The sequence below is a fragment of the Massilia sp. CF038 genome (genome assembly GCF_900129765.1).
Taxonomy (GTDB): Bacteria; Pseudomonadota; Gammaproteobacteria; order Burkholderiales; family Burkholderiaceae_D; genus Telluria_A.
Genome location: NZ_FQWU01000001.1, coordinates 2,045,842 through 2,072,255, shown reverse-complemented (window position 1 = coordinate 2,072,255; position 26,414 = coordinate 2,045,842). Strand labels below are relative to the sequence as shown.

Annotated in this window: 20 protein-coding genes; 14 read left to right on the top strand and 6 right to left on the bottom strand. The window is 64.4% G+C overall.

Features of this window, described 5'->3' with window-relative positions:
* The first annotated feature begins 233 nt into the window (after nucleotides 1-233).
* From BUC24_RS09445 to BUC24_RS09435, 3 genes are read left to right on the top strand one after another with little or no spacing between them, the layout of a single operon-like run.
* The gene (locus BUC24_RS09445; protein WP_073214205.1) at nucleotides 234-2,189 is read left to right on the top strand and encodes a serine protein kinase; all 1,956 of its coding nucleotides are present in this window, start codon (nucleotides 234-236) and stop codon (nucleotides 2,187-2,189) included.
* A 16-nt stretch (nucleotides 2,190-2,205) separates the two neighbouring features.
* Complete coding sequence (locus BUC24_RS09440) at nucleotides 2,206-3,369, top strand: DUF444 family protein (RefSeq protein WP_073214204.1); 1,164 nt, start codon at nucleotides 2,206-2,208, stop codon at nucleotides 3,367-3,369.
* Nucleotides 3,366-4,751 (top strand): SpoVR family protein, encoded by a 1,386-nt coding sequence (locus BUC24_RS09435; RefSeq protein ID WP_073214201.1) that lies wholly within the window; start codon nucleotides 3,366-3,368, stop codon nucleotides 4,749-4,751. Before BUC24_RS09440 ends, BUC24_RS09435 begins: the two co-directional genes overlap by 4 nt.
* A gap of 21 nt (nucleotides 4,752-4,772) precedes the next feature.
* Here the strand turns inward: BUC24_RS09435 and BUC24_RS09430 are convergent, their stop codons facing one another.
* Nucleotides 4,773-5,834 (bottom strand): SDR family oxidoreductase, encoded by a 1,062-nt coding sequence (locus BUC24_RS09430; protein ID WP_073214198.1) that lies wholly within the window; start codon nucleotides 5,832-5,834, stop codon nucleotides 4,773-4,775.
* A 281-nt stretch (nucleotides 5,835-6,115) separates the two neighbouring features.
* Between BUC24_RS09430 and prsT the strand changes: the two genes are divergently transcribed.
* A complete protein-coding gene (gene prsT, locus BUC24_RS09425; RefSeq protein WP_178372509.1) occupies nucleotides 6,116-8,887 on the top strand; it encodes an XrtA/PEP-CTERM system TPR-repeat protein PrsT in 2,772 nt (923 codons plus the stop codon).
* Nucleotides 8,888-8,897: 10 nt separating this feature from the next.
* On the opposite strand, the gene BUC24_RS09420 is transcribed toward prsT, so the two are convergent.
* Nucleotides 8,898-10,532, bottom strand: coding sequence for an FAD-binding oxidoreductase (locus BUC24_RS09420; RefSeq protein ID WP_073214194.1), 1,635 nt, complete (start codon nucleotides 10,530-10,532; stop codon nucleotides 8,898-8,900).
* Nucleotides 10,533-10,541: 9 nt separating this feature from the next.
* Complete coding sequence (locus tag BUC24_RS09415) at nucleotides 10,542-11,285, bottom strand: N-acyl amino acid synthase FeeM domain-containing protein (RefSeq protein WP_073214191.1); 744 nt, start codon at nucleotides 11,283-11,285, stop codon at nucleotides 10,542-10,544.
* A 305-nt stretch (nucleotides 11,286-11,590) separates the two neighbouring features.
* On the opposite strand from BUC24_RS09415, the gene BUC24_RS09410 reads away from it, so the two are divergent.
* The 4 genes from BUC24_RS09410 to BUC24_RS09395 all read left to right on the top strand — a co-directional run bounded on the left by BUC24_RS09410 (nucleotide 11,591) and on the right by BUC24_RS09395 (nucleotide 16,262).
* Nucleotides 11,591-12,526: an EDSAP-1 family PEP-CTERM protein gene (locus tag BUC24_RS09410; RefSeq protein ID WP_073214189.1), complete on the top strand. Its 936-nt coding sequence runs from the start codon at nucleotides 11,591-11,593 to the stop codon at nucleotides 12,524-12,526.
* A 175-nt stretch (nucleotides 12,527-12,701) separates the two neighbouring features.
* Complete coding sequence (locus tag BUC24_RS09405; RefSeq protein ID WP_073214187.1) at nucleotides 12,702-14,228, top strand: XrtA system polysaccharide chain length determinant; 1,527 nt, start codon at nucleotides 12,702-12,704, stop codon at nucleotides 14,226-14,228.
* A gap of 18 nt (nucleotides 14,229-14,246) precedes the next feature.
* Nucleotides 14,247-15,005 carry an XrtA-associated tyrosine autokinase gene (locus BUC24_RS09400; protein WP_073214185.1) on the top strand — a complete coding sequence of 253 codons (759 nt, stop codon included), beginning with the start codon at nucleotides 14,247-14,249 and terminating at the stop codon, nucleotides 15,003-15,005.
* 66 nt (nucleotides 15,006-15,071) lie between these two features.
* A complete protein-coding gene (locus BUC24_RS09395) occupies nucleotides 15,072-16,262 on the top strand; it encodes a TIGR03088 family PEP-CTERM/XrtA system glycosyltransferase (protein ID WP_073214182.1) in 1,191 nt (396 codons plus the stop codon).
* On the opposite strand, the gene BUC24_RS09390 is transcribed toward BUC24_RS09395, so the two are convergent.
* A complete protein-coding gene (locus BUC24_RS09390) occupies nucleotides 16,232-17,275 on the bottom strand; it encodes a hypothetical protein (protein ID WP_073214179.1) in 1,044 nt (347 codons plus the stop codon). The two genes, BUC24_RS09395 and BUC24_RS09390, sit on opposite strands and share 31 nt — an antisense overlap.
* 151 nt (nucleotides 17,276-17,426) lie before the next feature.
* Between BUC24_RS09390 and BUC24_RS09385 the strand changes: the two genes are divergently transcribed.
* The 3 genes from BUC24_RS09385 (at nucleotide 17,427) to BUC24_RS09375 (ending at nucleotide 20,095) form a co-directional block, all read left to right on the top strand.
* On the top strand, nucleotides 17,427-18,344 hold the full coding sequence (locus tag BUC24_RS09385; protein WP_073214176.1) for a polysaccharide deacetylase family protein: 918 nt from the start codon (nucleotides 17,427-17,429) through the stop codon (nucleotides 18,342-18,344).
* A 108-nt stretch (nucleotides 18,345-18,452) separates the two neighbouring features.
* A complete protein-coding gene (locus tag BUC24_RS09380) occupies nucleotides 18,453-19,340 on the top strand; it encodes a hydrolase 2, exosortase A system-associated (protein WP_229448118.1) in 888 nt (295 codons plus the stop codon).
* Complete coding sequence (locus BUC24_RS09375; protein ID WP_073214172.1) at nucleotides 19,337-20,095, top strand: hydrolase 1, exosortase A system-associated; 759 nt, start codon at nucleotides 19,337-19,339, stop codon at nucleotides 20,093-20,095. Before BUC24_RS09380 ends, BUC24_RS09375 begins: the two co-directional genes overlap by 4 nt.
* Here BUC24_RS09375 and prsR read toward each other — a convergent pair.
* Entirely contained in the window at nucleotides 20,087-21,442 is a 1,356-nt protein-coding gene (gene prsR, locus BUC24_RS09370; protein ID WP_073214170.1) for a PEP-CTERM-box response regulator transcription factor, read from the bottom strand. The genes BUC24_RS09375 and prsR overlap by 9 nt on opposite strands.
* Nucleotides 21,443-21,457: 15 nt before the next feature.
* Nucleotides 21,458-22,849, bottom strand: coding sequence for a TIGR03013 family XrtA/PEP-CTERM system glycosyltransferase (locus BUC24_RS09365; protein WP_073214167.1), 1,392 nt, complete (start codon nucleotides 22,847-22,849; stop codon nucleotides 21,458-21,460).
* A 164-nt stretch (nucleotides 22,850-23,013) separates the two neighbouring features.
* Here BUC24_RS09365 and nadB point away from each other — a divergent pair, with 164 nt between their 5' ends.
* From nadB to BUC24_RS09350, 3 genes are read left to right on the top strand one after another with little or no spacing between them, the layout of a single operon-like run.
* The gene (nadB, locus tag BUC24_RS09360) at nucleotides 23,014-24,624 is read left to right on the top strand and encodes an L-aspartate oxidase (RefSeq protein ID WP_073215049.1); all 1,611 of its coding nucleotides are present in this window, start codon (nucleotides 23,014-23,016) and stop codon (nucleotides 24,622-24,624) included.
* A 9-nt stretch (nucleotides 24,625-24,633) separates the two neighbouring features.
* Nucleotides 24,634-25,536, top strand: a complete 903-nt coding sequence (locus BUC24_RS09355) for a DMT family transporter (RefSeq protein WP_073214164.1) — start codon at nucleotides 24,634-24,636, stop codon at nucleotides 25,534-25,536.
* Between the two features lie 6 nt (nucleotides 25,537-25,542).
* Nucleotides 25,543-26,370: an NAD-dependent protein deacetylase gene (locus BUC24_RS09350; protein ID WP_073214163.1), complete on the top strand. Its 828-nt coding sequence runs from the start codon at nucleotides 25,543-25,545 to the stop codon at nucleotides 26,368-26,370.
* Nucleotides 26,371-26,414: the final 44 nt, after the last annotated feature.

Below are 26,414 nucleotides of genomic sequence, written 5' to 3'. Positions count from 1 at the left end.
CGGCTTCCTTTTCTTGTGCATAAGTAGAGCCTGCATGCTAGCGCCGCACGCTGGGCAGGTCTGTGCGGGTTCGAACTTACGTCGAGTCAACTTGTGAGGCGGGTGCGCAATTGGCTCAGCCCGTTGGCGCTGGCAATAGGTTCAATGGCGCACATTGACGCGCCTCATCCGATTCGTGGCGCACCCACAGATACTAGGAAAAAAGGCCCTGTGCCTTGATCTGCGGAGGCACTGTGAGCGACGACATTGGTAATGCAAGGCCAGAACAGCAAGACGCATTCCTCCGTGATCTGGGGCGTTTTACCCGGCAGCACCGCGCCGAGCACTGGTCCGGCCCGTTTTCCGCGTTCATGGAGCAGCGCTTCCCCGGCGCCGCCCAGCAACTTGCCCGCAGCTCGCACCAATATATCTGGGACATGATCCGCGCGCGCTGCACCCACGACAGCGAGGGCCGGCTGCGCTGCGGCCTGTTCGAGGACGAGCTGTTCGGCATTGACGACGCGCTCGAGCGTGTGATTGATTATTTCAAGGCGGCCGCTGCCGGGTCCGAGGTCGGACGCCGCCTGCTCCTGTTGCTGGGGCCGCCGTCGGGAGGCAAGTCGTCGCTGGTCATCCTGCTCAAGCGCGCGCTGGAAGAATACAGCTACACCGACGACGGCGCCCTGTATGCCATTGCCGGCTGCCCCGTGCACGAGTCGCCCCTGCACCTGGTGCCGCATACCATGCGCGCCAGCTGCCGCAATACCTATGGCATCGACATCAGCGGCGACATCTGCCCCCACTGCCGCGCGCGTCTCGAAGACCAGTATCAGGGCGACTTCCTGCAAATGCCCATCGAGCGCTTCTTCATTTCCGAATCCGGGCGCAGTGCGATCGGCACGTATGCACCGCACGATCCCACCACGGCCGATCTGGCAGATCTGGTCGGCTCGGTCGACCTGTCCAAAGTGGCCCTGTACGGCGACGAAGGCGACCCGCGCGCCTGGTCCTGGTCCGGAGCCGTGTACGCCGCCAGCCGGGGCATTCTGGAAATGATCGAAATTCTCAAGGTCAAGCGCGAGTTTCTTTATCTGCTGCTGACCCTGACCCAGGAAAAAAACGTCAAGGTGGCGCGCTTTCCCCTGATCTACCTGGACGAAACCATCCTGGCCCATACCAATCTGGCCGAATTTCGCAAATTTCTGCAAGAAAGCGAGAACGAGGCGCTGCTGGACCGCATGGTCATCATCCAGGTGCCCTACACGCTGAACTACCGCCAGGAAGCGCGCATCTACCGCAAGCTGATCTCGGCCGCCGCGCCGGCGTTTCGCGATGTGCACCTCGACCCGCATGTGCTGCACGCCGCTGCCGTGTTTGCCATTCTCAGCCGCATCCAGGACGGCGACGACAAGGACGTGGAACTGGTCAAAAATATCCGTATCCATGCCGACGAAGAGGTGGACGGGGTCAACCGGGCCGACGTGCGGCGCGTCAAGGAACGCGAAAAAGCACCCGATGAAGGCCTGGCGGGCGTCTCGCCGCGCTTCGTGATCAATGCCCTGTCCAACGCCATCATTCAATCCAACCGCCAGAGCCTGTCCACCATGGATGTCCTGCTTGCACTCAAGGACGGCATTGAAAGCGATGCCCGGATCGATCCCAAAAAAAAGCGCAAATGGGTCGATTACCTGGTCCTGACGCGCAAGGACTTTTACAACCGCTGGGTCAAAGAGGACGTGCACAAGGCCTTGTTTGTCTCCTTCGAACAGGAGGCGCAAGATTTGCTCAACAAGTACATCGACGAGGTCGAAGCCATGCTTGACAACCGCCACATCAAGGATCCCATCACCAACGAAGAACGGCGCCCCGACGAACGCTTTCTGCGTGCGGTCGAGGAAAAGATCCACATTTCCGAATCGGGCAAACAATCGTTCCGCCAGGAAGTCGTACGCAAGGCCATGGGTGCCTACAAGCGTGGCCTCAAGTTCAGCCTCGAAAGCCATCTGCAATTGAACGACGCGGTACAACAATACCTGTTCGAACAGCGGCGCGATGTGCTGCGCCTGGTCAGTTCCACCAAACGCCCTGACGACGAAGTCCGCAGCAAAATATCGGCCGTTGAACAGCGCATGGTCGACGAATACGGTTACGACAATCACAGCGCGCGCGAGGCGCTCAATTACGTAACCACCCTGCTGGCGCAAGAGTAGCCACATCGGAGGCAAGGTGAGCGCAAGCAACAACAGCGCCTGGTACGAACTGTTTTCCCGCGGGGCGCATGACTGGCTGCGGCACAACAACAAGGTGCGCGACGCGGTCCAGAGCCACTTGCCTGACCTGATTGCCGGTCCGGACCTGATCACCGGGCCGCAGCAACGGACAGTCCAGGTGCCTGTTCGCATGCTTGAGCACGCCAGGTTCAAGCTGGCCGAAGGCCGTAGCGAGCGCGGCGCGGGCCAGGGCGGCGGCGCACCCGGCGACCTGCTGCAGCCCGGTCTGCCCGACGATGGTGGCCCCGACGCGGGCGCTGCTGGCGGCAGCGAAGACGGCGCCGTGCGCTTGCTGATGGAACTGTCGATCGACGATGTCATGGACTGGATCTGGGAAGAACTCCAACTGCCCGATCTGCAACCCAGGCCCGGGTCCAGAATCGACCAGGCCGAGCTGGTACGCCAGGGCTGGGACAAACGCGGCGCGCCCTCGCGCCTGGACCGGCGCCGCACCGTCAAAGAAGCCATCAAACGCCGCGCCATGCAGACCGATCCCCTGCCCTTTACCAATGACGATCTGCGCTTTCGCCAGATCGTCACCCGGGTGCGGCCCAGCACCAGCGCCACCATCCTGTTCGCCATTGACGTCTCTGCCAGCATGACCCAGCTCGAACGCAAGCTGGCCAAGTCCTTCTTTTTCTTCGCCCTGCAAGGCATCCGGCGCAAATATGCCCGTGTTGACACGCGCTTTATCGCGCATACGACCCACGCATGGGAATTTACCGAACAAGAGTTCTTCCAGGTATCGGGCATGGGCGGCACCATCGCCTCCAGCGCCTTCCGCCTGATTCTCGATCTGTTGCGCAAGGAACTCGACCCCAGTCGCGACAACATCTACCTGTTCTACGCCTCCGACGGCGAAAACTTTACCGAAGATCGCCAGCCGGCCCAGCTGGCACTGGCCGAGCTGGCCAGCCAGGTGAACTATATTGGCTACGTCGAAACCCTGCCGGGCGTGCCCCGCGCACTCGAGACCGAAATGCGGCGCCTGTGCAAGGAACTGGAGCGGCGCGGCCTGCCCGTGGGCAGCAGCGCGCTGTCCGGGCCCGACGATATCTGGCGCGCACTGCGTGCCTTTTTCATGCGCGAAATGGCGACAGATACGGCGGTGAGCCCATGAACAGCACCAGTGCCGCGCTCGACAACTACGCCGAGCAATTTCTCGTCCTGGCCCAGGAACTGGGGCTGGACTTTTACCCTGTCAGTTTTGACCTGGTGCCGGCAAACTTCATGCTTGAAATTGCCGTGTATGGTCTACCGGTACGCATGCGCCACTGGTCCTTTGGGGTGCGCTACATCCACCAGCTGGTGCGTCAGCACATGGGCCACTCGCGTATTTTCGAGGTCATGTTTCCAGGAGACCCTTGCCAGGCGTTTTTACAGGAACAAAACTCGCTGGCGGAAAACACCCTGGTCACCGCCCACGTCCTGGGCCACGCCGATTTCGCCAAAAACAATCAGCTCTTCACCCGTTTCATGGCCATGGCTGGCGGCCATATCCTTGAGCAAAGCGCAGCCCGGGCTCACCGCCTGGAACGGGCATTGACGGCGCACGGCCAGGAAAGGGTCGAAGCCGTGCTGGACGCCGCGCTGGCACTGGAAACCCATATCGATGTCAACCAGCCGCTGCATCGGCCGCTGTATCCCGAATTTCTCGCGCCGCCGCCCGCACCCGGCGCCGATCCCTTCGCCCTGCGTTTCGCAAAGCTGGCCGGCGCCGAGCCGCCCGACGGCGCCGCTGACGCGCCGCGGCGCGCTCCTCTGCCGCCCCAGCCCGAGGCCGATCTGCTCTGGTTCATTGCCCATTACGCGCCCGACATGGCCGAGTGGGAACGGGACATCTTTCTGGCCGTGCGCGAAGAAGCGTTTTACTTCCATCCCATCTTTGCCTGCCAGATCATGAACGAAGGCTGGGCCTCGTACTGGCATGCCCGGCTGCTGCGGGAGGCGCGCTTTCTGCCCGAAGCGCTGTACCTGGTCGCCCTCAAGGCCCACTCCGACGTGGTGCGGCCCTTTGGCAACGATCAAGCCCTGGCCCTGTCGGTCAACCCCTACCACCTGGGATTTGCCATGTGGGAGCACATCATTGCGCATCAGGGCATGGAGAAAGCGCGCCAGATCTGCCGCGAGGAAGACGATTTCGGCTTTGTGCGCAATTATCTCGATCAGGCACTGGCCGACGAACTCGATCTGTTCGTCTACGAGACACGCAAGGACGGCGAAACACGCATGGTCAACCGCGATATCGTGGCAATCCGTGAAGCCATTCTGGGGCCCAAATACAATTACGGTGCCCCCACCATCACCGTCAAGCGCACTGGCGCCGACGGCACGCTGGAACTGGAGCACGACTATCTGCGCGACGGCCGCGGCCTGGAGCTGACCCAAGCCGAAAAAGTCATCGACTACGTGGCCCGCCTGTGGCGCCGGCCAGTCACCCTGCACACGGTCGATTTTCGGGGCGTGGTACGCGTGCTACCCGTGCGCAAGGCCCTGCCCTAGCCGCGCGCGGCACGGGTGCGCTCATTGCCGGGTGCGCAGGTGCGCCACATACCAGTCAAGGGATTCGCGCAAGCCATCCTCCAGGCGGTGGGTAGGCTCGTAGCCGAGCAAACGCGCCGCTTTCGAAATATCGGCCTGGGAATGACGCACATCGCCAGCGCGAAAATCGGTGTAGTGCGGCTGGTAGTCGAGCAGGTGCGGGAAACGCTGGTCCAGCATGCGCCGCATCAGCGCATACAATTCGTTCAGGCTGGTACGCGCATTGACCGCCACGTTGTACACCTGGTTGACCGCGGCCGGGTCCGTGCTGAGGCTGGCCAGCAGATTGGCCTGGACCGCATTGTCGACAAAGCAGAAGTCGCGGCTGCTTTTGCCATCGCCGTTGATATTGAGACGGGCATTGTTGATCATGGCGCTGAACCATTGCGGGATCACGGCGGCATACGGCCCGTTCGGGTCCTGGCGCGGACCGAACACATTAAAGTAGCGCAGCCCGATGGCCTCGGTCTGGTAGCAGCGCGCGAACATGTCGGCATACACTTCATTGACGTGCTTGGTCAGCGCGTACGGCGACAGGGGGCGTCCGATCCGCTCTTCCACCTTGGGCAATTCCGGGTGGTCACCGTAGGTCGCACTGGATGCGGCATACACAAGGCGGCGTACGCCGGCGTCGCGCGCGGCCACCAGCACGTTCAGAAAGCCGATCATGTTGATGTCGCTGGTGAGGATCGGGTCTTCGATCGAGCGCCCGACGGAGCCAAGCGCAGCCTGATGCAAGACATAGTCCACATTGCTGCAGGCACGCTTGCAGCTGGCCAGACAGCGGATATCGCCTTCGATAAATTGAAAGCGTTGCCAGGCACTGGCCGGTACCAGGGTTTGCACCTGGTCGAGATTGTCGCGGTAGCCTGTCATGAAATTATCCAGGCCGGTGACCTGCTGTCCGTTGCGCAGCAAGGTTTCAAGCAGATTGGAGCCGACAAAGCCGGCCACGCCGGTGATCAGCCAGCGCCTGGGCTGCGCGCGCAAGGCGCACAGTGCACGATCGTAAGCGGTTGCCGCCTGCGGCTTGGCGGTCCCCATCAGCACCGCCTCGCACCAGGCAGGGACCGCAGCGGTCCACTGGAATTAGCATGTTTCATGGGTCGACCTCCGAAACGCCGTGTGGAACGGCAGGCAAGGCCCGCTGAGGGGCGATGGGGAAATTCTACGGACCGGACCGGTCACACCTTTGATAATCAGCAAATGCGTGAACATTCACACTTGAGCGTGCCAGTTGGAAATGCTTGAGCTGGCTCAAACGTGCGCGCGCCACATGTCCGTACTCTATGGCTGGTCTGCCCCTGTCCCGAGCCGGAGAAACCATGCCCACGCAAGCCCGTCGTTCCCCCGTCACTGTGGTCCTTGCCCTGTTGCTGGCAGGCTGTCTTGGCGCCTGCAGTCCACGCGACCCGGACAGCATGGTGCTGGCGGCGCGTCACGCCCAGGAGCAAGGCGAGCCGCGCACGGCCGTCATCATGCTCAAAGGCGCCCTGCAAAAGGACAGCACCCATCGCGGCGCCCGCCTGCTGCTGGGCGAGGTGTACCTCGCGCAGGCCGATCCGCAAGCGGCGGAACAGGAATTGCGCCGCGCACGCGGGCTCGGTGCCGACGCTGGCAAGGTCATGCTTTTGCTGGGCAAGGCGCTCCTCATGCAGGGCCGCTACGACCAGGTCCTGAGCGAAATCGGGCCGGCAACGGCGCCCGCGCAGCGCCCCGCCATCCTGGCCTTGCGCGGCAACGCCCTGCTTGGCCAGGGCAAAGTGGACGAGGCGCGCACCCAGTTCTCGGAGGCACTCAAGCTCAGTCCCGAGTCGGCGCAATCTCTGCTGGGTCTGGCACGCATTGCGGTATGGGAAAAGCAAACGGCGCGCGCGCACACCCTGCTCGTGCGCGCGCTCGCGGCCCATCCAGGCGAGATCGACTGCCTGCGCTACCGCGCCGACCTGCTGCGTGCCGAAGGCCAGACTGAGCAAGCGCTGGCGCTGCAGCAAGCCATCCTGGCCCGGCATCCCCACAATGCGCAGGCGCTGGTCGATGTGGCCAACCTGCACATCGATGCCGGCCGCATCGGCCCGGCCCGCAGCGCCCTGGCCAGCGCGCGCAAGCTCACCGGCGACAGTGTCGGCCTGCTGTACGCCGAAGCCATGCTCGACTTTCGCGACAATCAGCGCGCCGCCGCCCTCGAAAAAGTCCAGCGGGTGCTGCGTGCGGCACCGGAGCATTACCCCAGTCTGCTATTGGCCGGGGCGCTGCAAATGACGCAAGGCGCGCACCAGGAGGCTGCCGCCCATCTGCAGCGCTTCCTGCAAGCCTATCCGGGCCATCCCTACGCCAGCAAGCTGCTGGTGTCGATCCGGCTGGCTGCCAACGACCCGCAGGCAGCCTGGTCCTTGCTGGAACCGCTGCTGGGGCGCTATCCCGATGACCTCGAACTGCTCTCTCTCGCTGGCGAGGCCAGTCTGCGCGGCGGCCGCTTCGACCAGGCGGCGCAGCTGTTCGAACGCGCTGCCAGCCTGCGGCCCGATAGCGCCGCGTTCCGCACCGGGCTGGCAGTGAGCCACCTGGGCCATGGCGACAGCGAGCGGGCCATTGGCGAACTCGAACACGCGAACCAGCTGGCGCGCGACAAACCGGCCGCCACCGGGGTCCTGCTGGCCATGAGCTATCTGCGCGCCGGCCAGACCGACAAGGCATTGCAAGTGGCCCAGGAGATGGAACAGCGGGCCGACAATCCGCTGGTACAAAACCTCAAGGGCGGCATTTTCCTGGCACGCGCCGATGCGCGCGCTGCCCGTATCAGTTTCAACAAGGCCCTGGCGCTGTACCCCGCCTACCTGCCCGCCCTGACCAACCTCGAACGGCTCGACGCGCTCGAGCAGCGCAGTGCCGATACCCGGCCGCGCTATCTCAAGGCGCTCGAAAAAATGCCGCGTGACAGCGCGCTGATGGAAGCGCTGGCGCGTCTGGCCCTGGCACAGCAGCGGGTGCCCGAGGCGCTCAGCTGGATCGAGCGCGCCCGCGCCGCCCAGCCCGATGCGCTGCCGCTGGCACTGCGCGCGGCCCAGCTGTACTTGCAGGCCGGCCAGCCTGACAAAGCCTTCTTGCTGGCCCAGCAACTGCAGTCGCTCCACCCCGGCAACGCTGCCGTGCTGGGCATGCTGGGCCAGAGCGCGGTCGCCGCCAGGCGCTTTGCGCAAGCGATGGAGGCCTATGCACGCCTGGCCGCCCTCAGTCCTGGTTCAGGCCGGCCCCATGTGTATCTGGCCTCGCTCCATATCGCGCAAAAGCAGGACGCAGCTGCCCTGGCGGCGCTGGACAAGGCGCTGACGATCGAACCGGGCTTGCTGGAAGCGCGGATCACCCTGGTCAACCTGCTGCTCCATCAAGGCAAGCCGGCTCAGGCGCTGGCGGTCGCCAGCGCCCTGAAAAAAAGCCAGCCCGGTGCCAGCGCCGGTGACAAGCTCGAAGGCGATGTGTACAGCGCGCAGGGGCGCGACAAGGAAGCGCTGGGCGCCTATCAGCTGGCGTTCTCAAAGCAGCCCTCGGGCGCGGCCCTGATTCAGATCAGTGGCGCGCTGGACCGTCTGGGGCGCGCGGCGGAGGCCGACGCCCTGGCCGAACGCTGGTTCGCGCAGCATCCGGCAGACGTCCCCACGCGTTTGCATGTGGCCAGCCGCAAGCTGGTGGGTGGCAATCCTGGCGCCGCCATTCCGCACCTGGAAGCGGTATTGCAAGTCGAGCCTGCCAACCTCAGTGCCCTCAATGATCTGGCCTGGTGCTATCAGCGGGTCGGCAACCGGCAAGCGCTGGCCATTGCCGAGCGTGCCTACGCAAGGGCGCCCGATAGCCCGGTCGTGCTCGACACACTGGGCTGGATCCACCTTGCGCAGGGCAATCTTGCGCGTGCGGCGCCCCTGCTGAAAAAAGCCAACGCGCTGGCGCCCCATGCGCCGGAAATTCTTTACCACTACGGCATGCTATTGGCAAAGGAAGGCGACAAGCGCGCTGCCCGCAGTCAACTGCAGAAGGCGCTTGCCAGCGGCCCGGGCTTTGCCCGCCGCCAGGAAGCGCAGGCCTTGCTCGAGTCGCTGTGAGGCTGCCCGATCACGCCCCCGGCTGATAGCGGCCGGGCGCAATCAGCATGTCGGGATCGAGCGCCTGCTTGATGCGCGCCACCGTTTGCCAATACACGTCGCCGTGCGGATCGAGCTGCGCCATGGACTGGTTGCCCACACGGTAAGGGATGTACCCAGCCCGCATGACACAGTCGAACAGCGCCTGGTAACAGGCTTGCGCGCGCGCGACCTCAGCCGGGTCATCCTGATCGAAGGCAATCGTGATGACGCCGCCCAGGGTGCGCTCGTTGATCATGCTGAAGGTCACAAACAAGTCGAAGCCATATTGCTGGAACAGGGGCGCGACCAGGGCATGCAGGGCCAGCATCTCGGCCCCGCGCATGGGCAAGATGGGCGAGACCCACAGCAAGCCGCAATTGTCCTGCGCGGGATTGGCCCGCTGCGGGAATGCGGGCGGCAAGCCACCGCGCCGGCGCCAGTAGGCACCAGCCAGAAAGCGCCCGTTGGGCATGCCGCGGTTCATGGCAAACAGCGCGGAACCGAGCGCCACTTGTGCCTGCAGACGCTGACCGCTTGCGCTATTGCCCAGCACCCGTGCCAGCCAGCTGCCCACGCGCAGCTTGCGCTCATCGAGAAAGCGCGGCTTGGCCGCCGTGGGCGCCAGCGCCTTGCGCACTGCCGCCCTGGCCGCGGCCACCTGGGCGCGGCTGCCGTACAAGGCGCCCGACACCACCCAGGCCGCACCGCCGGCGCGGGCACGCAATTGCTGACGCAGGGCGTCGGGCAAGCAACTGGCACCGCCGGCCGCTTCACGGGGAAATACCTGGCCACCCGACAGCACGCGCAAATCATTACCAATGTGCAAAATACTGCGCAAGGTGCCGTCCAGGCGCAGCGGCCGCAAGGCGTCCACCACGGGACCGATATCCTCGTGCTGCGCAACCTGGCACAGAAAATGATTCAAGGCCTCGCTCTTGGGCATCAGCCACAGGCCGATCTGGGTCACAATGCCCAGATTGGACTGGGTAAACAGGCCATCGATGAATGGCCCAACGCCGTAGGGAAACAAGTGCGTGGTGCGCGCGTTCGGGTAGTGACCAAAGCCCGTGTGCAGCACCGTGCCGTCGGCCAGCACGATTTGCATGCCCGATACATGGGCGAGCCGGTTGCCATAGGGCGAGTGGCCAAAGCCGCGCTCCAGAATGTTGCCCATCAAACTGGTGTCCGGGCCCGCCCCGGTGCAATCCATCCACAGCGGGTAGCCCTGCGCATGCAAATGGTCGGCCAGCTGCTGCTGGGTGACGCCAGGTTCGATGACCGCGTAGGCGAGCTCCGGATCGACATGCACGATGCGGCGCATGCGCGCCAGCTCGACGATCAGCTGGCCTGCCTGCACGGCACAGGCATCGCCGTAGCCCCAGTTTTTTCCTGTGCTCAGCGGATACACCGGGATTTTGAACTGACGCGCGGCCTGCATCAGCGCCACCACTTCCTGGTGCGAGCCGGGCCGCACCACGGCGCACGGCAGTGTGGGCCGCGCCGCCGTGCTGCGCGCATAGGCCGCCAGAGTGGCGTGATCGGACAAGAGATGATCGGCGCCCACGATCTGGCGCAGGGCAGCAAACAGCGCGTCCAGCGCTGTGGCAGTGAGCGGGGTGGCCATGGACGCGCTCTAGTTGCGCCCGGCCAGCAGGCGGCCCGTGATACCGGGCTCGTCGCGGATGGGAAAGAAATAGGGATAGAACGAGCGCTCCTCGCCATGCTGCTCCATCAGGCCACCCCATTTGCGGATCTGGGCGCCCATGTCGGACAAAGGCAGGCGCAGCAGGACCGCTGGCGCGCCCACCCGGTCACACGTGCGTTCCTCGCCAAAATCGACAAATCCCAGCATCCGTTTGTAGAACATCACGTGGCGCGGGTTGACTTCGATCACGTAGTCGGTGAAACCGTGGATGTTGTGCGCATAGATATAGGAAATGTGGATCAGCGAAGCGAACACGCGCTTGGTCACGCCCTTGTCAATGGCAAGCCGGGATGGCTCGCACAGGCGCCGCCCCTGCGCGCGCAATTCGTCAAGCTTGTCGCTGAAGTTGTCATCGGCCGGCAACAAGGCCTGGCTATCGAGGCACAGACTCATGGTCCCCACCACCACGCCGCCGGTTTCGGCGTACAGCGTGATCTTGTTCGCTTCTTGCGGCTGATGCGCTTCTACCGAGTAGCCGCGCCAGCCGTACATTTTCCGGATCAGCAAGCTGGCCGCTTCACGCCGCCCCGCGGAATTTGCCATCCTGATATGAAAAACCTGGACGTCCAAGGGATGGTCCAGGTTTGGTGGGGTGCCAGCTTCGCCGATACACAAATCGCGCAAGCCGACGGGCGTTGCAAAGGTCGCAATGGGCAAGTCCTCTTTCATCATGATTTGTCGTCCTTCCAGGTAAGCGTTTTGGCGCCGATTTCCGGCGCGAACGATATGTTGTGCAAGGTCAGACAGGGCCATCTGTACAGAAGTTCCCGAAAGCTTCATTAAAGAATTTGTTCTTCGACAAACTTCGCAGCGTCGGAAAATTTGCCATGGCGCCGGCATGGACGGGAATGCACCTAGGCACCAGTCGTAAGCGCTTGAATTGATAGGAAATTCTGCGGTGGCACGGATGCTGCATTGGGACAGATACGCAGCCGAGCGCTGCTCACATTTTTTCTTTTCCCCAAGGAGATTCAAGCATGAAAATCGTCAGAAAAACATTGATTCTGTCCGCCGCACTGGCCACTTTCTGCGTCGGTTTAGCCGGTCCCGCCAAAGCCGACGCCTTCGCCCAATCCATCCTCACCATCAATAATTTCCGCCTGCTGCAAGCGGACGGCACCGCCTTCGCCCCCAGCGATTTCGATGTGCTCGACGGTGTCAATTCGGCCCACGCACGCGCCAGCCTGAATGGCGTCAGCGCCGTGGCCACGCCGCAGGACTTCAGCATCCTGAGCGGTCTCAATCCCGATGTCGCGCACCAGTTCGTCGGCCTGCCCAATCCGCCGCGCCCGGAAAACTCGTTCACGCCCTTCCCCAGTCCGCCCGCCCTGCCCGGCACCTTCGGGTATGCCGACCAGAACCTGACTGGCAGCGCCCTGACGATCGGCGGTGCACCGGCCGGCGCCTCGGCCCAAACCCGCGCCGACGCGTCGCTGCAGTCCGATGGTTCCGCCTCGGGCGATTCCGACGTTGGCACCTCGACCACCTTCAGCTTCACGCTCGGCTCGGCTGGCACCATGAGCTTCGCCTTTGATGCCACGCCCTTCACCCAGGCCTACACCACCGATGGCACGGCCACCAATGCCATCGCGCGTCTGTCCTGGAGCTTGAACATCGTCAATCAGACCACCGGCGAAATTGTGTACGTGTTCCAGCCGGGCGAACTCAACGGCGAAGCCAATGCCAGCCGCACCGGCACCTTCCCCGGCCTGACCACCTATAACCCGGGCACCCTGAGTTTCTCGGCCACCTCGCCCTTGCTCAACGCGACCGATGTTTACCAGCTGACCATCCAGCACAACACCCTGGCCAACGCCCTGCAAAGCACCGTCGCGGTGCCGGAACCGGCCACGCTCGCCATTTTCGGGCTGGGCTTGCTGGGCATGACGGCCTTCAAACGCCGCCGTCGCTAGTCGTTGCCGGGCTCGCTCGGGCGCCGCGCAGGCGCGGTGCGCGGGCCCTTTTTGACACTGGTCAACAGCTGACCGGGTAGCACATTGTTCAAGGTTCCCCGATCCTATAATTGACCCTGCTGCGCCGCGGCCCGCGGCCAGCGCGCATTGCAAACGCGATGGAGACCCGTCTTTCATGGAGGAATTGATCAGCCAGTTGCAGGTCCATGCCCGCCGCTTCTGGAAGTATCGGTGGTATGCCATGGGCGTCATGTGGCTGTGCGCGCTGGCTGGCTGGGCCACGGTCTTGACGATGCCCAGCGACTATCAGGCGTCGGCCCGGGTCTACGTCGACACCCAGAGCATTCTCAAACCCCTGCTGTCCGGCATGACCACGGTCCCCAATGTGGAACAGCAAGTGTCGATCATGAGCCGCACCCTGCTCAGCCGGCCCAATCTGGAGCGCGTCATGCGCATGGTCGACCTCGATCTCCAGTCAAACAGTGCACGCCAGCGCGAACGCGCGCTGGACCAGCTGGCCGCCACCATCAAGATCACTGGCACCAGCAGTCACGACATCTATACCATCAGTTACCGCGGCGGCGAGCCCAAACAGGCGCGCGACGTGGTGCAGTCGCTGCTGACGATCTTCGTCGAAGGCAGTTTCACGGGCAAGCGCGACGATTCGCGCCAGGCCGTGCGCTTCATCGACGACCAGATTCGTGGCTACGAAACGCGCTTGATCAGCGCTGAAAATGCCCTCAAGGATTTCAAGGTACGGTATACCGGCCTGCTGCCGCGCCAGGGCGATTACAGCGCCCAGCTGGCTGACGCTGCCGACGCGCTCAACACGGCGCGCCTCGAAATGGATGAGGCCGAGCAAGCGCGCAACGCCATTCGCGCGCAGATGGGGGGCGAGCCGCCGCGCAAGGGGAAAGACCGCCGCCCCGTGCGCATCAACAACCCGGAACTCGATGCCCGCATCGCCCTGGTGGCGAAAGATCTCGATGCGCTGCGCCTGCAGTACACCGAACAGCATCCTGACATCGTTGCCGCCAAGCGCCTCATTGGCCAGCTTGAAGCGCGCAAGATCGAGGAAAGCAAGCATCCCTATCGCGACAACGATCCTGGCCGCAACTATAGCCCCATGCTGCAGCAGCTCAAGGTCGCCCAGACCGAGGCGGACGCCAAACTGGCGGCCATTCGCGTGCGGGTGGCGGAGTTTGGCGCCCGCCATGCGCGCCTGCTTGAGCAAAGCAAGGCCGTGCCCGAGGTGGAAGCCCAGCTGTCCCAGCTGAACCGCGACTACCAGATCAACAAGGACAATTACGAAAAGCTCATCAGCAAGCGCGAAGCGGCCAAATTGTCCGGTGAGCTCAGTTCCACAACCGAAATGATGACCTTCAAAATCATCGACCCACCCACCCTGCCACTCACTCCCGTCGGTCCTGACCGGCCTTTGCTGACCACCCTGACGCTGTGCGGGGCGCTCTGCGCTGGCATGCTGACTGCCGTCCTGATCGGCCAGGCGCGTCCCACCTTTGCCAGCCCGGCCGCCCTGCGCGAACTGACCGGTCTGCCCGTGCTGGGCACCGTGTCCCTGACCTGGACCGAGGCCGAGCGCGCGCGCCGGCGCCACAGCCGGCTGGTGCTGGCCAGCGCCTTTGGCGCCCTCGTGTTCGCTTACGGTGCGGTGCTTGCCGCCAGTGTTCTGCGCACCTGACCGATACCAAGGAATGCCATGGAAGCGCTGCGCCCACAAGCGAACTCATCTGACGATCCTGCTCCGGTCGTCATCAACCTGGCACGTCTGGCCCAACTGGGCATCCTGACGCCGGACGGCGCCCGCAGCCACGCAGCCGAAGCGTTTCGCCTGATCAAACGCAGGCTGCTGGCGCGCGCCTGCGCTGTCACGGCCGCGCCCGCCGCGCCCGCCAATCTAGTCTTGCTGACCAGCGCCTTGCCTGGGGAAGGCAAGACTTTTTGCAGCGTCAACCTGGCTGTCAGCCTGGCCATGGAGCGCGACCACACGGTGCTGCTGGTCGACGCCGACGTGGCGCGGCCCGCCATTTCAGCCTTGCTTGGACTGCAGCGTACCCCCGGTTTGCTGGATCTGCTGGGCGAGCCCGGCCGCAAGCCGTCCGCGCTGATCTTGCGCACCAACATTGCCGGCCTGAGCCTGCTCTCAGCCGGCCAGGCGCACCCGCACGCGGCGGAAATGCTGGCCAGCCAGGCCATGCGCAGCTTGCTTGCCGAGCTGGCCAGCGAGGCCCCCGCGCGCATCGTGATTTTCGATTCGCCGCCGATCCTGCTGAGCTCCGAGGCGGCGGTCCTGGCCGGACAGATGGGTCAGGTGCTGCTGGTGGTGGCATCGGACGTGACGAGCCGGCGCGCGGTCACGGAAGCGCTGCGCCGGCTTGACCATTGTGCCCCGATCGACCTAATTTGCAACAAGGCGCGCGCCTTTGCCGGGCAAGCCTACGACAGCGACGACGATTGACCGGCCTGCCGGTGCTTTGCGTATTGCCGGCGCCAGGCGGCGCCGGTCCTGACCCGGAGTGAGATCATGACGATAACGTTCGACCGGCCGCGCCTGGTGGTGCACCTGGTGCAACAGCTTGAGGTGGGAGGCATTGAAAATGGCCTCATCAACCTGATTCGCCACATGCCGGCCGACCGCTACCGACATGCCATTGTCTGCCTGAAGGACTATTCCACCTACCATGCCCATATCCAGTCGCGCGGGGTCGAGATCATCAGTTTGAACAAGCGCGAAGGCAAGGATTTTGGCCACTATCTGCGCATGTTCCGTACGCTGCGCGCCTTACAGCCCGATCTGATCCACACGCGCAACCTGCATGGCATTGAAGGCCAGCTGGTTGCCGCCCTGGCCGGGGTCAAATTGCGTGTGCATGGCGAACATGGGCGCGAAATGAACGATCTGCATGGACGCCGCTTGAAGTATCAGGTGTTGCGGCGCATGCTGCGGCCATTGATTGGCCACTTTATCGCCGTCAGCAGCGACCTGGAACAATGGCTGATCGACAGTGTGGGCGCCGAGCCGGACAAGGTGTCGCGCATTTCGAACGGCGTCGACAGCATCCAGTTCCACCCACGCCTGGGGCCGCCAGCGGCCATCGGTCCGGCTGGCTTCATGCGTGACAATGCGTTCGTGATCGGCAGTGTCGGCAAGATGGACGAGGTCAAGGATTATCCCACCCTGGTCGAAGCGTTTTTGCGCCTGATTGCGTCGCCCCACCCCGCCCACCAGCGCATGCGCCTGCTGATTGTGGGCGACGGCCCGCAGCGCGCACAATGCCTCGACATGCTGGTGCGCGCCGGCGCCATGGAGCGCGCCTGGTTGCCGGGCGAACGCACCGATGTGGCCCAGTTGATGCGCGCGATGGACCTGTTTGTGCTGCCTTCGCTGGCCGAGGGCAGTTCGAATACCATCCTGGAAGCCATGGCCACCGGCCTGCCGGTCGTCGCCAGTGCCGTCGGTGGCAACCCCGGCCTGGTCCATCCCGGCTTTACCGGCATTCTGGTGCCGCCGCGCACCCCGGACTTGCTCGCTGCCGCCATCGCCGACTATTGCCGGATTCCGGATATGGGCGCCCGCCACGGCATGCGCGCGCGCAGCCATGTCATTGCGCGCCACTCCCTGCCCGAGATGGCGCGCGGCTACACGGCGGTCTACGACGCCCTCACGCGCGAGCTGTACCCCTGTCAGGCGGCAGCCAGCCTGCCCTCGGCCTGAACGGCTGGTCGCGCCCGCGCCCGCGCCAACACGCGGGCGTAGTGCGCGATCAATGCCTGCGCGGCGTGCTCCCAGCTGCACGGCCGCGCCAGCGCTTGCGCCGCTGGCCGTGGCGCAGCAAGCGTCAACAGGTCGAGGACCGCACTGCGCCAGGCAGCATGGTCGCGCGTCCCGACCCGGCGCAGCACGGCCGGGTCAGCACCGAGGCCGGCAGCGGCAGCGGGACTGGTCACCACCGGCGTCCCGCTGGCCAGGGCGGCCAGCACTGTGCGCGCGCAGCGGTCGTCGCATCCCGGAATCAGCAGGACTGACGCCGCGGCCAGTGCGCTGGCAAGCATGGCAGGGTCGTGCTGTAGCGGACTCAGGTAGCCGATGCCCGGCACGATCGGAACCGTGCACACGGCGCGCGCCGCCTCGCTCGGTGTGCTGGTCAGCCACAGCAGACGCATGCCGCGCTGGGCCAGCGCGCTGGCCAAGGCAAGCTGCGCTTGCACTGTGGCCAGCGGTGCATCAATCAAGACAAAGCGCGTGCGCATCCCGGTACGCAAGCGGAACAAGTCGCCACTGACATGGAACATTCCCGCCCCGACGCCGCTCGGCAGCACACCCAGCCGCTGCCGTTCAACCAGAAAGCTGCGCGCAATTGCTTGTTGTTCCTGCGGACCGAGCGCCAGCACCAGACTGGCCTGCGCCATGGCACGCCGCAGATCGTCTGGGGTGCCGTGCGCTGAGGCCGCCCTGCCAGTTTCGCCTCGCTGCGGCTGCATAGGCGCCATCAAGGGCGAGAACACCACCGGCAGCGCGCGCGCAGCTGCCGCGGCCAGCAGCGGGGCATTGCCGCCGCCAAGTGAATACACATGCAGCAGATCCAAGCGTGCCAGCTTAGCGTTGCTGCCCGCCAGCACCACCGCGGCATGCGCCGCCTGCAGTGCGGCTGTGGTCGCACGGATCTGCTGCACAAGGGCTGCCTCATGCTGGTAAAGAACCGGACTGTGGGCGATTCCAATACGCATTGATGACCTCGTTGGCTCAGGATGCAACAGCATTCGCAGCTGAGCACGCGCAACAGGCCGCGTGCTTGCTGCACTAATATTTCTTTAGCCAAAAATCAGTGTAGTGGCGCATCCCTGTGCAACTTTGATCCATATCAACAGGATTTCCCTCATGCAGCTTCCCCTGCCCATCCTTCTATACCGGCGTATCGTCACCCTTCCCGCGCTCCTGCATCCGGGCGCCCTGCAAGTGCAGCATTTCGAACGGCAGATACGCTGGCTGCAGCAGTGGTGTCGCCTGCTGCCCGTGAGCGTGGCGGTGCGCCAGCTGCAAGAGCGCACCCTGCCTGCGCGCGCCATTGCGCTGACGTTCGAGGACGTGTGCGCCGACCACCTGCATCTGGCCCTGCCGGTCTTGCAGCGGCATGGCGTACCGGCCGCCTTTTTTGTGTCCAGCGGCCTGCTTGATGGTCAGCCGAGCTGGCGCGACAACATCATCGCGCTGGTGCGGCAGGCCGCCGGACCGCGCCTGTGCCTGGCACGTGCTGGCTTCGGCAGCTTCGATATCGGCTGCCTGCGGCGGCGCTGTGCGGTGATTGCACTGTTGCTCGATGCCCTGTCGAGCCTGCCTGCTGCCGAACGCCGGCGCCGCATGGCCGCCGTGCCGCAGAGTGACACGGGCGGTGGACTCCATCCTGATCACCTGCTGGCACTGCACCGCGCTGGCATGGAGATCGGCGCCTGCGCGATCAGCGAGCACCCGCTGACGCGCCTGTCCAATGCCGAGGCGCGCGCCGAAATTGCCACCAGCCGCGCCCAGCTGGAAGACATCGTGCAAGCGCCAGTCACCTTGTTTTCCTATCCAAACGGGATGCCGGGAAACGACTTCGAGCGCCGTCACGGCAACATGCTGCGCGCGGCCGGGTTTGCGGCAGCCGTGACAACAGCCCAGGCTGCGGCGCACTGCGGCAGCGATGTGTTTGCCCTGCCCCGCGTCACGCTCGGTAAGCGTGCAGGGCCAGGCTTGTGCCTGCCGCTGACGCGCCACTGGCTGTCCTGCGCCGGGCCGGCCATGCCCATGGCAAACTGACACGGCTGCATTTGAGCGTGCGCAATATCCGGGCCCAGCCGCAGGTGTGTAATGCATGGGTATTGAGGAGACTTCCGAGAGCGCACAAGGCTGTCCACAAGGCGGTCATTGGCGCCGTCCATTTTGCGGGCGCCGGCCCTGCTGGCAGCCGTGCAGGAGAGCTACAGCATGAACGCCCCGCTGCTATCCGCGCCGCGCGTGGAACCGTTTTTCTTTGACGCCGATCCCGGAACCCGTTTCAGCCTGTACCACGCCCCGGCCCCGCACATCCCAGCCCGCGGCGCCATTCTCTACGTTCACCCCTTTGCCGAAGAACTCAATTGGTGCCGCCGCATGGCCGCCTTGCAATCGCGCCGCTTTGCCGCGCTGGGCTACGCAGTGCTGCAGATCGATCTGTTCGGCTGCGGTGACAGCTGCGGCGACTTCAATGCAGCGCGCTGGGAGCTGTGGCAGCGTGATCTGGCCACCGCGCGCGCCTGGCTGGCCGAGCGCAGTCCGGGCCCCATGCACCTGTGGGGGATTCGCCTGGGCGCCTTGCTGGCACTGGACGCGGCCCGCAGCAGTGCGGTCGATGGCCTGATTCTGTGGCAACCGGTCCTCAATGGCCGCAGCGCCATCAACCAGTTTTTGCGTCAGCGCCTGCCCACCGAAACCGGGCCCCAGTCCAGCGCTGCCCTGCGGGCGCGGCTTGCCACCCATGGACAAATTGAAATCAATGGCTATGAACTGGTGGCCCCGTTGGCACGCGCCATCGATGCCTGCGACGCAGCCAGCATGCAGCTGCCTGCCTGCACGATTGACTGGTTTGCCAGCCATGGCGGCGCGCCTGCGCGTTTGTCGGCCGAGGCCGCTCGCCTGGGTGCGCGCTGGGGCCAGCATGGCGTCCAGGTCCGGCTGCACCCGATTGACGGCCTGCCCTTCTGGCAGGGCAGCGTGGCCGAGTGTCCGGCCTTGCTCGCTGCCACCGATGCCGTGTTTGGCAGCCTGCTCCCATGAAGGCCGAACAGCGCGCCCTGCAGTTCAGCTGCAACGGCCACTCGCTGGTGGGCATTCTCGACGTGCCGGAACGGCCGCTGCCGCGTGGTGTGCTGGTCGTCAGCGCCGGTCCCCAGTACCGGGTCGGCAGCCATCGTCAATACACGCTCATGGCGCGTTTGCTGGCCCCGCGGGGGATTGCCGTGATGCGTTTCGATTGCCGCGGCACGGGCGACAGCGAAGGGGACGCCCCGGCGCTGCCCTTGCCGGCCATCGACGCTGACATCAGTGGCGCCATTGATGAGTTCTTCCGGCAGATGCCCGAGCTCAATGAAGTCGTGATCTGGGCGCTGGGCGACGGCGCCAGTGCCGCCGCGCTGTATGCCCACACCGACCCGCGCGTGCGCGGCCTGGTCCTGCTCAATCCCTGGCCGGGCGCAGACGCATCCACCCAAAGCGCACTGTTGCCGCAACTGCTGGCACGCTTTGGCGAAATCGGCTTCTGGAAAAAAACCGGCACCCGCCACGCGCATGCGGTCGAGGCCAATTTGCCGCTGCCCCAGCGTATCATCGCTGCGCTCGCTTGCCTGGATGGCGCCGCGCTGCTCATCGTCGCCAGCGAAGACCGCATCGGGCGCCAGTTCGCCAGCCTCATGGCAGAGCACCAGGCAACGTGCCGGCAAATCACCATTGCCGGTGCCAATCACACCTTTGCCAGCCGCGCATGGCGCGACGAAGTGGCCGAACTCAGTGCCAACTGGATCGCGTCATGGTGAGCTGCGGATGCCGTGGTGGTGCATCAGGTCGTACAAGGTCGGGCGGCTGATGCCCAGCAGCTCGGCTGCCTTGACGATCGAACCGTCCGCACGCGCCAGCGCCTTGACCATGACATCGTACTCGGCCGCCTCGCGCGCCTTGCGCAGGTTCACCGTCAGCACGCCGGGCGCGGCCTCGGGCAAGCCCAGGTCACGCGGTCTGATCTGCGGGCCTTCGCACAGAATCACGGCGCGCTTGATGCAATGTTCGAGCTCACGCACATTGCCCGGCCAGTCGTACTGCTCGATTGCCAGCAAGGCTTCGGGGGCAAAATGGAGCTGGCTGCGACGCTCGGCCAGGCAGTAGCGGTGCTTGAAGTGATGTGCCAGCAAGACACTGTCGCCGCTGCGCGCGCGCAGCGGTGGAATGGCCAGCACGATTTCGCTCAAGCGATAATACAAGTCTTCCCGAAAACGCCCGCTGTGCACCAGCGCTTTCAAATCCTGGTGGGTGGCGCAGACAATGCGCGCATCAATGGCAATTTCGGTGCGCCCGCCCACCCGCTCAATCACCCGCTCCTGCACAAAGCGCAGCAGCTTCGCCTGCAGCGACAGTGCCATGTCGCCGATTTCGTCCAGAAAGAAGGTGCCACCCTGTGCCATTTCGATCTTGCCCAGCGTTTGCTGCCCGGCGCCGGTGAATGCGCCTTTTTCGTGGCCAAACAGCTCGCTTTCAAGCAAGTCGTCCGGAATGGCTGCACAGTTGATGGCCACAAAGCGGTGGGCCTCCCGTGCCGACAAGGCGTGCAAACCGCGCGCGAACAATTCCTTGCCGCTGCCTGAATCGCCCAGCAGCATGACGGTCGCTGACGAGGACGCCAGTTTTTCGACGCTGCGGCACAAGCGCAGCATGCCCGGATCGCGGCTGACGATGCCTGCCAGCGGCGAATCGGCATCGATTTGCAGCATGCGGTTATTTTCTTGCTGCATGTCATACAGGGCAAACGCGCGCTCGATCACCAGGGCCAGCAGTTCCGGCTGGCAGGGTTTTTGATGGAAATCGTAGGCGCCCATGGCGACCGCCTTGAGGGCATGGGCGCGTTCGCGGTTACCCGACAGAACAATGACCTTGATGGCGGGTGCCTCAGCCAGGATCCGGGTCAAGGTGGCCAGGCCCTCGCTGGCGCCATCCGGATCGGGCGGCAAGCCCAGGTCGAGCGTGACCACCGCCGGCTGGTGGCGTCTGAGCTGGGCCAGGGCCGCGTCGCGCTCGCCCGCCACAATCACCTCGTAGGCATCGAAATGCCAGCGCAACTGTTTTTGCAGGCCCTTGTCATCCTCCACAATCAGCAACTTGCGTTTGCCCATCCGCCTCTCCTTGCGTTAGCGACTGCCCTTCCCGAGCAGGACCACCTGGACCGTATCGATCAGGATCAGAATATCGAGGAATAAGCTGTTGTTCTTGACGTAGTAGAGGTCGTACTGCAATTTCTGGACGGCGTCGTCCTTGGAGGCGCCATATTGATACCGTACTTGGGCCAAGCCTGTAATGCCGGGCTTGATCCCGTGCCTGACGTTGTAATAAGGAACGTCGCAAATCAGCTGATCGACAAAGTAGGCCCGTTCGGGCCGCGGCCCTACAAAACTCATGTCGCCCTTGAGCACGTTAAACAGTTGCGGCAATTCGTCAATGCGCAGCGTGCGCAGCACCCGCCCGACCCGGGTCACACGGGGATCGTTGGCAGCAGCCCAGGTGGGCAAGCCGCCCTCCTCGGCATCCTTGCGCATGCTGCGAAATTTCAGCACCTTGAACAGCTGGCCATGGCGGCCAACCCGCTCTTGCTGGTAGAAAATCGGCCCCTTGCCTTCAATGGCAATGGCGGCGGCGGCAGCGAGCATCACGGGCAAACCCAGCACGAACAGCAGCACGCTGGCCAGCAGATCGAACAGGCGCTTGGAACTGGCGCGTATAAAGCTCTGGTCAAACCCGCCCCCGAAGATCAGATAACTGGGCTGCAAGGAATCGAGCCGGATCTGGCACGCTTCGCGCTCGAAGAAGGTGGCCGCATCGATCACGCGCACGCCGCCCAACGCGCATTGCAGCAATTGATCGACCGGAAAGGCGCTGCTGCGGCGTTCCCCGACCGTCACGACAATCTCGCTGGCTTCGTATTTTTGCGCCATCGTCAAGAGCGATTCCGCCATTGGCAACAAGTAGCTGTCAGGCACGCAAGTCGCTTCGCCCGCCACCGGCAGGCAGCCCACCACCTTAAACTGGTGAAAACCGAATTTGCGCACGGCCAGCTCCATGCATTCGCGCGCAATGGGGCCGCTGCCAATGAAGATCAGGCGCGCTTCCAGCAGCGCCGACTCGGCCGACTTGAACACCACCAGCCGGGTCAGCACCACGCCGGTAGCACCCAGGGCAAAGATGATGCTGCTCACGCCGCGCCCGACCGACAGATCGGGCCGGATGGCAATCAGGGCGCTGAGCAGGGCAAAGCCCAGGGCAAACGAGGGCATGATCCGGAACAGCGTGATGCGCATGCCCTCGCGCGTGCTGTGCTGGTACATGCCCAGGGCGCTCATGCTGAAGATGATTACCAGCGCAAATGCAAGCGAAGAAATGTACAGATTGGTGGGGCTGAAATAGGCCTGGCCGTCCGACACCCAGATCGCCGATGCCACACTGACCGTGGCCAGCAACATCACCAGTTCCAGCAGGAGCAAAATAAATGCCACTTTTGAAACATAGTGATTAAAGATCCGGATCACGGGGCTCCTCCGTCTTGGGGATGAAAACAGCCCTTTGAGTGTGGCGGAGAGCGCACTGGCGGGCATTGACTACGAACAAGCGCGCTTGGCCATTTCCTACAGGCCAGACGAAGCCGTGGCAAATAGTCTATAGTGGTGTTTCTGTACAAACCACCTTGCTCATCATGAAATTTGACGTCGCTATTGTCGGCAGCGGCCTTGCCGGCCTCTCGGTTGCCCTCCACCTCGCGCAGACGCGCAAGGTCGCCATCATTTCCAAGCGCGCCCTGCTCGACGGCGCCAGCAACTGGGCCCAGGGCGGTATTGCCGCTGTGCTCGATTCGGGCGACACCCACCAGCAGCATATCGACGATACCCTGATTGCCGGCGGCGGCCTGTGCGACGAAGCGGCCACCCGCTTCATTGTCGAACACGGACGCGAGGCAATCGAATGGCTGATCGAGCAAGGGGTGCCGTTTACGCGCGACGCCAGCGCCGAACTGGGTTTCCACCTGACGCGCGAAGGCGGCCATAGCCAGCGCCGCATCATCCACGCGGCGGACGCCACCGGCCACGCGGTCCAGGTCACGCTGGAACAGAAGGTACGCGCCCATCCAAACATTTCCCTGTTCGAGCAGCACTGCGCGATTGACGTGATCACCTCCGACAAGCTGGGCATCAAGCCCACCGGCGGCAGCCAGCCCCATTGCTACGGCCTGTACGTGCAGGATGAAAAGACCGGCCAGGTCCTCACCTTCGAAGCCGAGCACACGGTGCTGGCCACGGGCGGCGCCGGCAAGGTCTACCTGTACACCACCAATCCCGACACCGCCACCGGCGACGGCATTGCCATGGCCTGGCGCGCCGGCTGCCGCGTCTCGAACATGGAATTCATCCAGTTCCACCCGACCTGCCTGTATCACCCGTATGCCAAGTCCTTCCTGATCACCGAAGCGATCCGTGGCGAAGGCGGTTTGCTCAAGCTGCCGCCCGAAGCCGGCGCCGCCGCCGGCACCCGCTTCATGCCCATGTACGATGAGCGGGGCGAGCTGGCGCCGCGCGACGTGGTCGCCCGCGCCATCGACTTTGAAATGAAAAAGCGCGGTCTCGATTACGTCAACCTCGACATCAGCCACCAGAGCCCGGAATTCCTCAAGGAGCACTTCCCCACCATTTACGCGCGCTGCCTGGAACTGGGCATTGACATCACCAAGGAGCCGATCCCGGTGGTGCCGGCCGTGCACTTCACTTGTGGCGGCATTGTCACCGACCTGGCCGGGCGCACCGACGTGCCAGGCCTGTATGCGGTGGGCGAAACCGCCTGCACCGGTCTGCACGGCGCCAACCGCCTGGCCAGCAATTCGCTGCTCGAGTGCCTGGTGGTGGGCCGTGCCTGCGCCCACGAAATTGCCGCGATGCCGCAGGGGGACACGCCTTCGCTGCCAGCCTGGGATGAAAGCCGCGTCACCAACGCTGATGAAGAAGTCGTCATTGCCCACAATTGGGATGAACTGCGCCGCTTCATGTGGAATTACGTGGGCATTGTGCGCACCACCAAGCGGCTGGAACGGGCGCAGCACCGCATTGCGCTGCTCAAGGAAGAAATCGACGAGTACTACCGCAACTTCCGCATCACCCACGACTTGCTGGAACTGCGCAACCTGGTCGACGTGGCGTCCCTGATCGTCAACAGTGCGCTGACCCGGCGCGAGAGCCGCGGCCTGCATTTCAGCCGCGATTACCCGAACACGCTGCCCAAGGCGCTGCCCAGCGTGCTGACCCCGCCGCGCCGCTAAACGCTGCGCATGAACACGCGCCTGTCACCGTCGACCATCACCCTGCTGACCCTGCCCCCGCTGCTGTGGGCCGGGAATGCCATCGTCGGGCGGCTGGTGCGCGACGCGGTGCCGCCCATGACGCTCAATCTGCTGCGCTGGTCGATCGCGCTGCTCATTTTGCTGCCCCTGGGCCGCGCTTTGTTTGCCCCCGGCTCGGCCCTGCTGCGCAACTGGCGCCGCTACGCCCTGCTTGGTCTGCTGGGCATCGGCCTGTACAACTCCTTCCAGTACCTGGCGCTGCAAAGCTCCACCCCCATCAATGTCACCCTGGTGGCGGCCGGCATGCCGGTGTGGATGATGCTGGTGGGCGCGCTGTTTTTCCAGGCTCCCGTGACGCGGCGGCAGATGGCCGGTGCGGTGCTGTCGATTGCGGGTGTGCTGCTGGTGCTGTGCCGGGGCCAGTGGGAGCTGCTGCTGGCCATGCGCCTGGTAGCGGGCGACGTGTACATGATTTTGGCGACCATCGCCTGGTCCTTCTATAGCTGGCTGCTTACCCGCACCGATCAGGACCGCCCGCAGGAGCGCGCCGACTGGGCCGTGTTTCTGCTGGCCCAGGTCATCTACGGCGTGATGTGGTCCGGCCTGTTCGCGGCCGGCGAATGGACACTCAAGACCGTGCACATCGTCTGGAGCTGGCCGGTGGCCGCCGCGCTGCTGTATGTGGCCATCGGCCCGGCCATCATTGCCTTTCGCTGCTGGGGGGCAGGCGTGCAGCGCGCCGGGCCCAGTGTGGGCGCCTTTTTCACCAATCTGACCCCTTTGTTTGCTGCCGTGCTGTCGTCGGCTTTTCTGGGCGAGACGCCGCACGCTTACCACGCAGCGGCCTTTGTCCTGATCGTGGCAGGCATCGTGTTCTCGGCGCGCAGATAGCATAAAATGGACGCCATGTCCGAACCGCTGCACCAACTTGCCCACTTCATCGCGCGCCACCCGCGCGTGCTGGTGCTGACCGGCGCCGGCATGAGCACCGCCTCCGGCATTCCCGACTACCGCGACAAGGACGGTGTACGGCGCGGCAAGCCGCCGGTCCAGGGGCCCGACTTCGTCAAGCACGATGCGGTGCGGCGCCGCTACTGGGCACGCAGCATGGCCGGCTACCCGACCCTGTCGCGCGCGGCGCCAAATGCCGGTCACCATGCCCTGGCTGCGCTGGAAACCCAGGGCCGCATTGGCCAGCTGCTCACGCAAAACGTCGATGGCCTGCACCAGCGCGCCGGCAGCGCCAGCGTGCTCGAACTGCATGGCAGCATTCACCACGTGGTGTGCCTCGATTGCCAGGCCAGCTTTACGCGCAGCTTTGTGCAGCAGCAGCTGCATGACGCCAATCCCACGTTTGGCACGGTCGCCGCGCGCGCCCTGCCTGACGGCGACGCCGAACTGGAACCGGACACGCTGGCCGACTTCCACATTCCCTGGTGCGTGCACTGCGGCGGCATGCTCAAACCTGACGTCGTGTTCTTTGGTGACGGCGTGCCGGCCGCGCGCACCGCACAGGCCCTGGCCGCCATGGAAGCGGCAGACGCCCTGCTGGTGATTGGCTCGTCGCTGATGGTGTACTCGGGCTTTCGCTTCTGCCGTCTGGCTGCCGCTGCCGGCAAGCCGATTGCCGTCGTCAACATGGGCAAAACGCGCGCCGACGATTTGCTCGCACTCAAGGTCGAGCAGTCAGCCGAGGTCATCCTGCCCGCACTGTTGACGGTGTAACCGACGAGTCTGCTTCGCCTGGGCTAGAATTGCCCACATTACAA

Coding starts and splice junctions, on each gene's coding strand:
- BUC24_RS09435 (WP_073214201.1), top strand. CDS start 3,366: ATGAACAGCACCAGTGCCGCGCTCGACAACTACGCCGAGCAATTTCTC.
- BUC24_RS09430 (WP_073214198.1), bottom strand. CDS start 5,834: ATGGGGACCGCCAAGCCGCAGGCGGCAACCGCTTACGATCGTGCACTG.
- prsT (WP_178372509.1), top strand. CDS start 6,116: ATGCCCACGCAAGCCCGTCGTTCCCCCGTCACTGTGGTCCTTGCCCTG.
- BUC24_RS09420 (WP_073214194.1), bottom strand. CDS start 10,532: ATGGCCACCCCGCTCACTGCCACAGCGCTGGACGCGCTGTTTGCTGCC.
- BUC24_RS09415 (WP_073214191.1), bottom strand. CDS start 11,285: ATGATGAAAGAGGACTTGCCCATTGCGACCTTTGCAACGCCCGTCGGC.
- BUC24_RS09410 (WP_073214189.1), top strand. CDS start 11,591: ATGAAAATCGTCAGAAAAACATTGATTCTGTCCGCCGCACTGGCCACT.
- BUC24_RS09405 (WP_073214187.1), top strand. CDS start 12,702: ATGGAGGAATTGATCAGCCAGTTGCAGGTCCATGCCCGCCGCTTCTGG.
- BUC24_RS09400 (WP_073214185.1), top strand. CDS start 14,247: ATGGAAGCGCTGCGCCCACAAGCGAACTCATCTGACGATCCTGCTCCG.
- BUC24_RS09395 (WP_073214182.1), top strand. CDS start 15,072: ATGACGATAACGTTCGACCGGCCGCGCCTGGTGGTGCACCTGGTGCAA.
- BUC24_RS09390 (WP_073214179.1), bottom strand. CDS start 17,275: ATGCGTATTGGAATCGCCCACAGTCCGGTTCTTTACCAGCATGAGGCA.
- BUC24_RS09385 (WP_073214176.1), top strand. CDS start 17,427: ATGCAGCTTCCCCTGCCCATCCTTCTATACCGGCGTATCGTCACCCTT.
- BUC24_RS09375 (WP_073214172.1), top strand. CDS start 19,337: ATGAAGGCCGAACAGCGCGCCCTGCAGTTCAGCTGCAACGGCCACTCG.
- prsR (WP_073214170.1), bottom strand. CDS start 21,442: ATGGGCAAACGCAAGTTGCTGATTGTGGAGGATGACAAGGGCCTGCAA.
- nadB (WP_073215049.1), top strand. CDS start 23,014: ATGAAATTTGACGTCGCTATTGTCGGCAGCGGCCTTGCCGGCCTCTCG.
- BUC24_RS09355 (WP_073214164.1), top strand. CDS start 24,634: ATGAACACGCGCCTGTCACCGTCGACCATCACCCTGCTGACCCTGCCC.
- BUC24_RS09350 (WP_073214163.1), top strand. CDS start 25,543: ATGGACGCCATGTCCGAACCGCTGCACCAACTTGCCCACTTCATCGCG.